This window comes from Gordonibacter massiliensis (ex Traore et al. 2017) (assembly GCF_019731765.1).
Lineage (GTDB): Bacteria > Actinomycetota > Coriobacteriia > Coriobacteriales > Eggerthellaceae > Gordonibacter > Gordonibacter massiliensis.
This window is the reverse complement of record NZ_JAASIO010000009.1, coordinates 158,801-170,815: the sequence shown is the minus strand read 5'-3', so window position 1 is coordinate 170,815 and position 12,015 is coordinate 158,801. Positions and strand designations below refer to the sequence as shown.

Sequence of the window (12,015 nt, the reverse complement as noted above, 5' to 3'; positions counted from 1 at the left end):
AGACGGGGTGAGATCGAAAAAGACGGGTGAGGCGAGGCGTTTGCTTGACGTGAATGATGCGCAAGGTGCGCCCGCCGTGCGCGGCGCATGTTCGCCCTGCGCTGCCGAGGACGGCCACCGCACGGCATGGTGCTTTCCGACGGCACCCGTAGGGGCGGGCAGCAGCCCGCCCCTACGGGTGCGTCCCCGCGGCTATCGCCGGCCCTTGCGCGGCTTGTCTGCTTGGCGATGAGTGCCGCTAGAGCCATTGCGCGGGGCCGAGCTTTTCACGTTCGGACGTCCAGCCGGTCCCTTCGAGCCTTTCGCCCCCGTCCGCGCGTCCGCTCCCTTCCTGCCGCCCTTGCCCGCGGGTTTCGGAGCGACCGCCTTGCCGCTCCCCTTCTTCGGGACGGAGCTCGACGAGGCTCCGCGCGACGTCTTGCCATCGGCCTTGCGCAGCGTGGAGGAGCTCGACGCCTTGCCGCGCACGCCCTTGCCGGCGGAAGCCCCCTCGGGGCGCACGAGGCATTTCGGGCCGTAGCCCACCAGGTCCATGCGGCCCGCCTTGCGCAGCGCCTCGAGCACGAGGGGGCGGTTCTTCGGGTCGCGGTACTGGATGAGGGCGCGTTGGAGCGCCTTCTCGTGCGGAGACTTCGGCACGTAGACGGGCTGCATGGTGCGCGGGTCCACGCCGGTGTAGTACATGGCCGTGGACATGCTGCCGGGCGTGGGGTAGAAGTCCTGCACCTGCTCGGGGTTGTAACCCAGATCGCGGCAGTACTCGGCCAGCTCGATGGCCTCGTCGAGCGTGGAGCCGGGGTGCGACGACATGAGGTAGGGCACGAGGTACTGCTTCTTGCCCAGCTCCTCGTTCACCTGCTCGTAGCGTTTCGCGAAGCGCTGGTACACCAGGTTGCGCGGCTTGCCCATGTGGGCGAGCACGGCGTCGGACACGTGCTCGGGCGCCACCTTCAGCTGACCGCTCACGTGGTGCTCGCAGAGCTCGCGGACGAACTCGTCGCCGTGTTTCTTGTCGGCCAGCACGTAGTCGAAGCGGATGCCCGAGCGCACGAACACCTTCTTCACCCCGGGCAGCTTGCGCAGGCGGCGCAGGAGCTTCAGGTAATCCGCGTGGTCGGCCTCGAGGCGCTTGCACGGGTCGGGGAACAGGCAGCGCTGGTGCGGGCAGGCACCCGCCTTGAGCTGCTTGGCGCAGGCGGGGGCGCGGAAGTTGGCCGTGGGGCCGCCCACGTCGTGGATGTACCCCTTGAAATCGGGGTCGGCCGCGATGAGCTCGGCCTCGGCCACGAGCGAGTCGTGGCTGCGCGTCTGCACGATGCGCCCCTGGTGGAACGTGAGCGCGCAGAACGAGCATTCGCCGAAGCAGCCGCGGTTGCTGGTCAGGCTGAACTTCACCTCCTTGATGGCGGGCACGCCGCCGGCCGCCTCGTACATCGGGTGGTACGTGCGCGCGAAGGGAAGACGGTAGACGGCGTCCATCTCGGCCTGCGTGAGCGGGGCGGCCGGCGGGTTCTGCACGACGAACTCGTGGTCGGAGTACGGCTCCACCAAGCGCTTGCCGGTGAAGGGGTCGCTGTTCGCGTACTGCACGGCGAACGAGCGCGCGTAGGCCAGCTTGTCGGCCTGCATATCGGCGTACGACGGCAGCGTCTCCGCATCGTAGACGTGCTCGAGGGAGCTTGCCCGGTAGACCGTGCCGTCGATGAACGTGAGGTCGTCGACGGAGAGCCCGGCGGCCAGCGCGTCGGCGATCTCCACGATGGAGTGCTCCCCCATGCCGTAGGACACGAGGTCGGCGCCGGAGTCCAGCAGGATGGAGCGCTTGAGCTTGTCCGACCAGTAGTCGTAGTGCGCGAGACGCCGCAGGCTGGCCTCGATGCCGCCCAGCACGATGGGCGTCTTCTTGAACGTGCGGCGTATGAGGTTGGAGTACACGACCGCCGCGTGGTTCGGCCGCAGGTTCGCCTGCCCGCCCGGCGAGTACGCGTCCTCGCGGCGGTGCTTGCGGGCCACGGTGTAGTGGTTCACCATGGAGTCCATGTTGCCGGCCGACACGAGGAAGGCGAGCCGCGGCTCGCCGAGCGCGGCCACCGACGCCGGGTCGTTCCAGTCGGGCTGGGCGATGACGCCCACCCGGTAGCCGTGCGCCTCGAGCAGGCGCGTGATGATGGCCATGCCGAACGAGGGGTGATCGACGTACGCGTCGCCCGACACGAACGCGAAGTCGACCTGCTCCCAACCGCGTTCGGCCATGTCTTGGCGGTTGACCGGGAGGAATTGCGTGCTCATGGGGCTCCTTGCCGCCGCGCGCGGGGCGCGGGATCGATTCGATTACCCGCCCATCCTAGCGGAAACGCGCGGTATCCGCCACCCGCGTAACCCCTTCCCCACGCACTGTTGACGCCTTCGGGGCGCAGGCGGCGAGCTGGCGGGACCGCCGCTAGACTGTATCGGTTGAAATCCCGCAACGCCCGCCCCCGACCGCAAGGAGAAGGCCATGCACCTGCAAACGTACAGCCAGTGGCGCGAAACGTGCATCGCGCTGCATATGATGACCCAGATGATGGGAAAGGTGAAGCTGGAGCTCATGGAGCCGCAGCCCGAATGGGGCCACGTGCTGCTCGACGCGACGCCCGACGGGTTCACCACCGGGTTCGTGCCGCACGGCGCGGGCGGGTTCGAGATCCAGCTGCGCTTGGACGAACCGGGAATGAGGGCCGTGTCGACGTCCGGCCAGGAAGCGTGCTTCCCCCTTGAAGACGGGGCCTCCGTCGCCGACTACTACGAGCGGTTCACGCTCATGCTCGAGGCCGCAGGGCACACGGTGCCCATCTACCCGGTGCCGCAGGAGATGTTCACGCACGAGCCCTTCTACGCGCTCACCGAACCGCTCGCCTTCGACGCGCAGGCCGCGCGACGCTACTTCGAGCAATGCCTGTTCGCGCGAGGCGCCCTGACGGACTTCTCGTCGGGCTTTCGCGGGAAGAAGACGCCGCCGTCGCTGTTCTGGGGCACGTTCGACATGACCTGCGTGCTGTTCTCGGGCAGGCCCTGCCCCTTCCCCGCCGACGGCGGCATCGTGGAGCGCGTGGCGTTCGACGAGCAGTTCGTCGAGTTCGGCTTCTGGCCGGGCGACGAGCAGGCCGACGACCCCGCGTTCTTCGTGCTGGCCTACCCCTTCCTCGAAGGGCCCATGCCCGACGTGGCCGTTCCCGGCGCGTACTACGACCCTTCGAGCGCCGAGTACTTCCTGAAGCTGGAGGACGCCCTGCGCGCCGACGACCCGCACGCCGCCGTCGTGCGGTTCTGCCGCGAGGCGTTCGTGAACGTCGCCGCGCGCCAGCGTTGGGAGCGCTTCGACTGGTTCACCAGGCCGCTGCTGGTGCCGTAGCGGGAGCGCGCCGGTCAGCGGGGCATGAGCACGTCGAGCGCGTGCGGCACGATGTCGACGGCGTACTCGTCGGCCACGAGCGGCTCGCCGTCGATCTGCACGGGAGGACGCTCGTCGAACCGCACGCTGAGCGTGCGGACGCGGCGCAGCTCTATCTGCTTGAAGCCCGTGTGCCGGCCGCCTTTCGCCAGCAGGAACACGAGCACGGCCCGCGCGAGGCCGAAAGGCGGGTGCGCGATGCACACGTCGAGCAGGCCGTCGTCGATGCGCGCGTCCGGGCAGATGCGGAAGCCGCCGCCGTAGGTGGGGCCCACCTGCACGGCGAACGTGAACGATTCGCCGCCGACGGGCGCGCCGCCGTCGAACGAGGCCGTGTAGCGGCGGCGATCCAGGTGGTGCAGCAGCTGGTCCATGCCGCTGGCCAGGTAGAGCGCCGTGCCGGTCTTGCCCGTGCGTTTGCGCCGCTCCACCGTGTCGAGCGCGATGGCCGCGTCGACGCCGAACGAGAGCGTTTCCACGAAGAACTCCCCGTTGCACCGCCCCACGTCGGCCGGTCGCCTCGACGCCGCGAGCAACTGGGCCGCGGCCTCGTCCACCGAGCGGGCGGACATGCCCAGCGTGCGGGCGTAGTCGTTGCCGGAGCCCACGGGGACGATGCCGAAAGCCGGCCGATCCTCCCGCGGCAGGCGCATGAGCCCGTTCGCCGCCTCGTGGATGATGCCGTCGCCGCCGAGGGCGAGCACCGTGTCGTGCGCGCCCGCGCCCGCCGCCAGGTCGACCGCCTGTCCGGGCGCCTCGGTGAGCGCCACGTCGAGGGCGCCGTCGCCCAAGGCCGCCCGCAGCAGGGTCGCCGCGCGCTGCGCCGCAGCGGCGCCGTTGCCGTTCTGCGCCGTTGGGTTGGCTATGAGCAGCGTCTTTCCCAGGCAAGTCGGCATGGGCGCCCCTTTCGAGCGAGGTTCCGTCGATCCGGCCGATGCCTTCCGCGCAGCAGCCGTCGTCGTTCATTATAAAGCGGGCAGGGCGCAGCGGCGACCAGGGCACGGCCCCAAGCTCAGCCCGCCGCCGCGCCGCTCGGGCTCGGGCGGCGGGAAGCTCCGACGACGCCTTGGGGCGCTACCGCTTCCCCACGCCTCCCACCACGGCTTGCTGCAGCTCCTCGAGGCTGGCGGCATCCTCGGTCCACTGGTGCGAGAGCGTGCCGAGCGCCAGGTCGAAGCCGCACTTCTCCAGGACCTCGGCCACCTCGTCGGGGCCGTTCGCGCCCCAGCCGTACGAGCCGAACGGGATGCCCACGCGGCCCTCCCAGCCGGTCTTGGGCGAGAGGCCCTTCAGGTAGCAGAGGAACGCCGCCACGGTGGGCATCATGCCGTTGTTGAGCGTGGGCGAGCCCACGACCATGTACTTCGCCGACAGCACCTCGGTCATGATGTCGGATATGTGGTTGGCCTTGAGGTCGAACAGGCGGGCGGGCACGCCGCACTCGATGAACGCCTCGAGGATCTCGTGGGCCATGGCCTCGGTGGCGTGCCACATGGAGTCGTACACGACCACGGCGTAGTCGTCGGGCGCGAGCGAGCTCCAGCGCGCGTACGTATCCAGGATCTCGGGCACGTGGCTGCGCCAGATCACGCCGTGGCTCGGCGCGATCATGTCGATGTCCAGGCCGCCGAGCGCCCCCAGCGCGCGCTGCACGTGGCGCGAGTAGGGCATGACGATGTTCGCGTAGTACTTCTTCGCCTGCGCGAGCACCTCGGGCAGGCCCACCTCGTCGTCGAAGTGCTTCGACGAGGCGTAGTGCTGGCCGAAGGCGTCGTTGGAGAACAGGATGCGGTCGGCGTCGGAGTACGTGACCATGTTGTCGGGCCAGTGCACCATGACGGTCTGCGTGAACGTGAGCGTGCGCTTGCCGATGGCGAGCGTGTCGCCGGTTTTGACGGGCACGTAGCCGCGGTCGCCGTAATGGGCCGCAAGGCCGTTCACGCCGTGCGGGGCGCTCGCGTAGATGCGCGCGTTCGGCGCGAGTTCGCAGATGGCGGGGATGGCGCCGGAATGGTCCTGCTCCACGTGGTTCGCGACGACGTACTCGATGCGCGCCGGATCCACCACCTCGCGCACGCGCTCGATGAGCTCGTCGGCGAACGTGGGCTTGCACGTGTCGATGAGCGTGGGATGCTCGTCCATGATAAGGTAGGCGTTGTACGTGGACCCCCGGTCCGTCGTGTAGCCGTGGAAGTTCCGCTCGTTCCAATCGACGCCCCCGACCCAGTACACGTCGGGCTTCACCTCGACCGCATGCAGCATGGTGCGCTCCTCTCTCGTTTTTCGCCCAGTATAACCGACGCGCGCGAACGTCCGAAGGTCGCGTGGGCAAATGATAGCGAAAGACCCGCATTAGGGCCGCGCGGAGGGCTGCGAGGGGAAGTGCGAAGGACCAGAACCGCAGTTCTCGCGGACGTTACCGCTGCCGAAGGGCCGCGTAACGCCCGACGCCGACGCGGGCGACGGTGTCGGGCGGACGGTAAGCTGCGAGCGTATCCCGAATGGAAGGAGCACCCTATGACGCAAACCGCAACGCTCGAAACCCAAGCCCCGAAGGCGGGCTACGCCATGGACGACGTGCGCGCGAACGTCGACCCCAAGCCGCAGCTTGAAAGCGACTCGTACCGCGCAGCGGGCAAGCTCGAGGGCAAGGCCGCCCTCGTCACCGGAGGCGACAGCGGCATCGGAGCCGCCGCGGCCATCGCGTTCGCCAAGGAGGGCGCCGACGTGGCCATCGCGTACTACTCGTCGGACGACGACGCGCAGGCCGTGGCCGAACGCATCCGCGCGTTGGGGCGGCGCGCCCTCGTGTTCAAGGGGGACGTGGGCGACGAAGGGTTCTGCCGGGATCTGGTATCCGGCATCGTGGACGAATGGGACCGCCTCGACGTGCTCGTGAACAACGCCGGCGAGCAAACGCCGTGCAAGAGCATCCTCGACCTTTCGCAAGAGCAGCTCGTGCGCACGTTCCAAACGAACATCTTCAGCATGTTCTACCTGGTGAAGGCCGCGTTGCCGCATCTGCCGCGCGGCGGGGCCATCGTGAACACCACGTCGGTGACCGCTTACCAGGGCTCGCCCGACCTGCTGGATTACTCGTCCACGAAAGGCGCCATCACGGCGTTCACCCGCTCGCTTTCCGAGAACGAGGAGCTGGCGGGCCGCGGCATCCGCGTGAACGCCGTGGCGCCCGGCCCCATCTGGACGCCGCTCAACCCCGCCTCTTACGGCCCGGACAGCGACAAGGTGCGCCACTTCGGAGAAAGCGTGCCCATGGGACGCCCCGGCCAGCCCTACGAGTTGGCGCCCGCCTACGTGTTTTTGGCCTGCGAGGACTCGAGCTACATCTCGGGCCAGGTCATCCACGTGAACGGCGGCACCGTGGTGAACGGCTAGCGAGCACCGCCCGCCGGCGAACGCCGGCGGGCGGACTTCCAAGCAGAAGTGGCTCGATGCAAACCGCACCTGCACGGCGGAGCCGTCGCTCCGCATGCCACCGATCCGACAGCCTCCCCCCGAGGCCGCCGACACTCCCCGACGTTCAACTATAACGGAATTGTGCAGGGCGAATGGCACCGAGAAGGGTACAATACGGGTGACGAGGGGAAACCAAGCGGAAGGCTCGACGGCTATCGACCATGGAATGGAACGTATCGGCTGAAGTTATCGCCTTCATCATCGTGCTCATCATCTCCGTGTACTCGCGCAAGAGCCATGCGGTGCCCTCGCCGAAGAACCGCGTGTTCCGACTGTGCCTCGCCACCACGCTGGGCGCCATCGGCACGAACCTGGCCTCCACGCTCATGATCGCCTACGCGCCGCCGGAGCTGCTGCCGCTCACCTATCTCATAACCCTATGCTACTTCGCGCTCACGCCGTTGCTGGGCACCGTGTACTTTTACTACGCCGTGGCCGTGGTGAGCGAGGCGCGGCCGGTCGGAAGGCGCTTCGCCGTGGCGAGCTGCGTGCCGTGCGCGGCGTACTTCCTGCTGGTGGTGGCGAACGTGCCCACCGGCTGCCTGTTCTTCTTCGACGCGGCCGGCAGCTACGTGCAAGGGCCGCTCATCGTCACCACGTACCTGGTGTTCTACTTCTACTGCGTGGCATGCTTCGCGTTGGTGGTGTTCACCCGCGCGCCCATCGACCCCGTCATCAAGCGCATCCTGGCCGTGTTCCCGCTCATCGCCGTGGGCGTGATAGCCGTGCAGCAGCTGTTCCCCGCCTACCTGCTGTCGGGATCGGCGGCGGCGTGCTCGCTGCTCATCATCTACCTGTACCTGCAGAACAAGCGCCTGTCGGTTGACCAGCTCACCGGCGCCTCCAACCGCCAGGAGTTCCTGTCCATGGTCTCGCTGCTGGACGAGAAGGCCCAGCCGTTCACCGCCGTGCTGGTGTCGCTGTCGAACTTCAAGTTCATCAACGACAAGTTCGGCCACGAGAGCGGCGACCGGTTTTTGCGGGAGTTCGCTTCGTACCTGGGGACTATCGACGACGCGCGGCTTTTCCGTTACAGCGGCGACCAGTTCGCCTTCATCATGAGCGACGGCGTGCTCGGCACCCGGGGAGAAGACGGGAAAACGGCCGCTCTGCTCGCACCGCTGCGGCAGCGCCTGAGCGAGCCGTGGCGCATCGGCGGACGCTCCTACACCGTGGGCGCGGCCATCGGCGCGGTGAGCTACCCCGCCATCGCGCACAACCCCGGCGACGTGGTGGCGGCGCTGGAATACGCCACGGTGGAGTCGAAGGGCCGGGGGCCGAACGTGCCGTGCGTCTGCACGCCGGATATGATGGAGGCCATCCACCGACGCAGCGCCATCGCCGACGTGGTGCGCCGGGCGGCGGAATGCGGCGGATTCACCGTGAAGCTGCAGCCCGTGTGGTCGGAGAGCGAGCGACGGTTCGTGGCGGCCGAGGCGCTGTGCCGCTTGGACGATGACGAGCTGGGCTCCATACCGCCCGACGAGTTCATCCCCGTCGCCGAGCAGATCGGCGTCATTTCGGACGTCACGCGCTTCATGCTGAACCGCGCCTGCGCGTTCATCAGGGCCTATCGCGACGCGCACCCCGACTCGACGTTCCGCGGAGTGTCAGTGAACTTCTCGGCGGTGGAGTTCATACAGGACGACCTGGCAGAATCGGTGCTGGCCGTCGTGGAACGGCACGGCATACCCGCATCGTGCCTACGCGTCGAGGTGACGGAGAGCGCCATCATCGCGAACCCCGACGCCGTGCGCGCCTTCATGGAGGACATGCATGCCCATGGAGTGCGCTTCTACCTGGACGATTTCGGCACCGGGTACTCGAACATATCCATGATGCTGGAGCTGCCGTTCGACGTGGTGAAGCTGGACAAGAGCATTCTGTGGTCCGCGACGGAGGACGAGCACCTCACCGAGTTCTTCGGGCTGCTGACAGCAGGGTTCGGCGCCATGGGATCGCAGATACTGTCCGAAGGCGTGGAGACGCAGGAGCAGCGCGCGTTCCTGAACGAGTGCGGCTGCAGCCTCATGCAAGGCTACCTGTTCTCGCGCCCGCTGCCGCCCGACGAGGCCGCCGCCGTCATCGCGGCGAGCGAGGAGGAGGCGCGCTAGGGCGCCTTCATGCCGGCGCGCGAACCGGCGCGGCATCCGTCGACTCCTTCGAACCACCAGGGAGAAGGATTGCGCGCTGCCCCTAGTCTCAGGCGGCGCCGCGCGAGTAGGGGCAGCGCGCGCCAATGCATTCGGCGTTGCGGGCGGCGAACGTGCAGACGATGCGCTCGGGCAGCTCCATGCGCACGCCCAGCACCTCGGCGGTGTAGTTCGCGCTCGTCTGGATGGCCGTGAACGAGGTGCGCTTGCAGCAGCGCGGGCCGCCGATCTCGGCCAAGCGTCCCAAGATGCGGGCCGTGAGCCCCTGCACCTGCGCCCACGGTTCTGCGATCAGGGGCGTCGAGCCCGTAACGATGCTCAGGTACATGCCGGCGCTCACGGCCGCGCCGCACGTACCCCAGAAGCCGCAGGCGCCGCCGGGCACGTTCAGGCTGCGCTCGCGCAGCTCGGCGAGCGCGCGGTCAAGGTCGATCTCGCCGCCGGCGTTGCGGTACGCGGCGAGCAGCGCCGCGCCCACGAGCGTGTGGTGCTCGGGACCGTTGGGGTAGATGGCTTTTTCGGCCATGAGGTCTTGTGCGATTTCGATAGGGTTGCGGGAGTCCGTGGATGCGCAGCGGGCCATGACCAGGTCGACGCCCTCTTTGCGATGGCAGGCGTCGCATACGTAGTGGCCCTCCCGGCAAACCGCGCGCGCTGCCTCGTGCTTGCCGCAGACGGCGCATGCCACCTCCCGAGCCTCCTCGAAATACTGCAGCGGCTCGCCGCAAACCAGACACGATGCCTTCCCGATGGACATGACGCCCCTCCTTCTCTTTGCTGCCGACCGACAGCCGTCACTCACCGTACTTGTCCATGAGGCTGCCGCCGCACGAGCTGCCGCAGCCGGCGGCGCAGCTGTAGCAGATCGGGCTCGTGGCCACGGTGCGCACGCCCAAGGGCTCGTCCACGAGGTCGCGCACGTTTCGCGGTCCGTCCAGCGGCAGCCCCAGCACGTGGTTGACCTCGCAGTCGTACAGGCGGCCGTCGAAGTCCACGTTCACCTGCGAGCGGCACATCATGCGCGCCACCACCGCCGCGTTGTAGTTCTCGGCGAGCAGGTTCATATAGTAGTCGAACTTCCCCTCGAACTTCAGCTCGTTCGCGAAACGGCCCAGCGCGTAGTTGTTGAACGCGAACAGGTTGTCGAACTTCACGTGCTGCTCGCGCTGCAGGTCGAAGGCGTAGAACTCCTCCAGCTCGCGTTGGTCGGGCGGCAGGAAGGGGCCGGACACGTTGTAGGCCACGTCGATCTTGAGGGAGGGGTCCGTCCCGTAGCCCAGCCCGTTCAGCTCGCGCAGCACCTTCACCACGCGGTCGAACACGTTGCGCCCGCGCTGCAGGTCGCAGCCCTGCTCGTTGAAGTACGGCAGCGACGTCACCAGGTGCACCTTGCAGTCGGCGTACACCCGTTTGAAGTGGCGGTACTCGGGCATGTCGAGGATGGTCAGGTTGCTGCGCACGATGACCTCGTCGGCCACCTCGCTCGCCGCGCGGACGAACCATTCCAGATCGGGGTTCATCTCGGGGGAGCCGCCCGTGATGTCGAGCGTGCGGAACCCGCCCGTGGCGAACGCCGCCAGCACGGCCTCCATGGTGTCGCGGCTCATAACCTCGGTGCGGCGCGGGCCGCTTTCCAAAAAGCAGTGGCTGCACGCCAGATTGCAGCGGTAGCCCACGTTCACCTGCATGGTGGCGAGCTCGGGCGCGCTTCTGAGCAGCTCCTTGTCGTGCACGCGCTGTTCGAACGGCTCGATGCCCAGCTCGCGGCACGCCTCCTCTAAGTCGGCCAGTCCCATCTGCCGCTTGCCGAGCTTGAGCTCGAGCCCCTCCTGCGCCGCCTCGCGATCGTAGGGGCCCACGTGGCGGTCGCGGTTGCCCGTAACTTCGAAATGCTCGGCGTAGCGCGAGGCGCACAGCATCGACGCCATGTTGCCGCTCACGGCGACCGGCCTCCCCTTGATGAAGCGCAGGTCCTCGGTGAGGTCGAAGTAGCGCTTGTTCTCGGGCATGGTGCCCAGGTAGGTGGCCGTCTGCCCGTAGTTCTCCTCGCGGTCCTCCAAGTCGGCGCACTTCACGGCGCGCACCGTGTGCGAGGCGAACCCGATGCAGCCGAGCTTCGTTTCAATCTGGAAGTCGCCCACATGCAAGGGCTCGGTCTCCACGTCGTAGAACGTCGCGATGCCGTGCGCGTCCAGGATGCGCCGGAAGTCCTCGATATAGAGCGCGCCCGACAGGCACTCGCCGCGCAGCACGGGATCGTCGTAGAACTTGGGCGGCACGCGGCGATCGGAGAAGATGTCCGAGAAGTACAGCTCGCCGCCCGGCTTCAGCACGCGGCAAATCTCCTTGAACACCTGGTCTTTGAAGGGCGAGAGGTTGATGACGCAGTTGGACACGACCACGTCCACCGACTCGTCCTCGATGCCGAGCGCGGCCAGGTCCTCGATGAAGCCGCAGTGGAACTCCACGTTTGAGCGCGTAAAGCCGAACCGCTCCATCTGGGCCGCCTCGTGGCTCCGCGCGAAGGCGAGCTGCTGCTCGGTCATGTCCACGCCGATGACGCGCCCGGCTGGCCCCACGAGCTTCGAGCAGATGTACACGTCCCGCCCGGTGCCGCACCCTAAGTCGAGCACGGTCGCGCCCTCGAGCGCCGGCGGAATGGGCGAGCCGCACCCGTAGAAGTGCGCCATGATCTCGTCGTCGATCTCGCCCATGACGTCGATCACGTACTTCGGCGGCGTATGCGACGTGCAGCAGCAAGCGTCGGTCTTCAAATCGTCGCTGCCCTGCAACGTCTTCCCGTAATACTCGCGCACCAGCTCGCGAACATCCCGCCCCTCATCGAACTCCATGTTGAACTCCCTCTTCCTTTACCGCAACATGCGCCAACGCTGAAGATCGTTTGACTTCGGCCTTCGGCTCGCCTCTTCGCGGCGCCTCCCTGCGCTCGCTTCG

8 protein-coding genes are annotated in these 12,015 nt (G+C 67.8%); 3 read left to right on the top strand and 5 right to left on the bottom strand.

Features of this window, described 5'->3' with window-relative positions; translation table 11 throughout:
- Positions 1-192: 192 nt before the first annotated feature.
- Complete coding sequence (locus tag HCH03_RS10825; RefSeq protein ID WP_221689510.1) at positions 193-2,289, bottom strand: YgiQ family radical SAM protein; 2,097 nt, start codon at positions 2,287-2,289, stop codon at positions 193-195.
- 208 nt (positions 2,290-2,497) lie between these two features.
- Here HCH03_RS10825 and HCH03_RS10820 point away from each other — a divergent pair, with 208 nt between their 5' ends.
- Positions 2,498-3,391: a DUF5996 family protein gene (locus HCH03_RS10820; RefSeq protein ID WP_221689509.1), complete on the top strand. Its 894-nt coding sequence runs from the start codon at positions 2,498-2,500 to the stop codon at positions 3,389-3,391.
- Between the two features lie 14 nt (positions 3,392-3,405).
- Here the strand turns inward: HCH03_RS10820 and HCH03_RS10815 are convergent, their stop codons facing one another.
- Together HCH03_RS10815 and HCH03_RS10810 are read right to left on the bottom strand one after the other, a co-directional pair.
- Complete coding sequence (locus tag HCH03_RS10815) at positions 3,406-4,326, bottom strand: diacylglycerol/lipid kinase family protein (protein ID WP_221689508.1); 921 nt, start codon at positions 4,324-4,326, stop codon at positions 3,406-3,408.
- 178 nt (positions 4,327-4,504) lie between these two features.
- Positions 4,505-5,692 (bottom strand): FprA family A-type flavoprotein, encoded by a 1,188-nt coding sequence (locus tag HCH03_RS10810; RefSeq protein WP_221689507.1) that lies wholly within the window; start codon positions 5,690-5,692, stop codon positions 4,505-4,507.
- A gap of 255 nt (positions 5,693-5,947) precedes the next feature.
- On the opposite strand from HCH03_RS10810, the gene HCH03_RS10805 reads away from it, so the two are divergent.
- Together HCH03_RS10805 and HCH03_RS10800 are read left to right on the top strand one after the other, a co-directional pair.
- Positions 5,948-6,826, top strand: a complete 879-nt coding sequence (locus HCH03_RS10805; protein ID WP_221689506.1) for an SDR family oxidoreductase — start codon at positions 5,948-5,950, stop codon at positions 6,824-6,826.
- Positions 6,827-7,068: 242 nt separating this feature from the next.
- The gene (locus tag HCH03_RS10800; protein WP_221689505.1) at positions 7,069-9,021 is read left to right on the top strand and encodes a putative bifunctional diguanylate cyclase/phosphodiesterase; all 1,953 of its coding nucleotides are present in this window, start codon (positions 7,069-7,071) and stop codon (positions 9,019-9,021) included.
- A gap of 88 nt (positions 9,022-9,109) precedes the next feature.
- Here HCH03_RS10800 and HCH03_RS10795 read toward each other — a convergent pair whose 3' ends face one another.
- Both HCH03_RS10795 and arsS read right to left on the bottom strand, forming a co-directional pair.
- Positions 9,110-9,817 carry a DUF5714 domain-containing protein gene (locus HCH03_RS10795; protein WP_221689504.1) on the bottom strand — a complete coding sequence of 236 codons (708 nt, stop codon included), beginning with the start codon at positions 9,815-9,817 and terminating at the stop codon, positions 9,110-9,112.
- A 37-nt stretch (positions 9,818-9,854) separates the two neighbouring features.
- The gene (gene arsS / locus HCH03_RS10790; RefSeq protein WP_221689503.1) at positions 9,855-11,912 is read right to left on the bottom strand and encodes an arsenosugar biosynthesis radical SAM (seleno)protein ArsS; all 2,058 of its coding nucleotides are present in this window, start codon (positions 11,910-11,912) and stop codon (positions 9,855-9,857) included.
- Between the last annotated feature and the right edge of the window lie 103 nt (positions 11,913-12,015).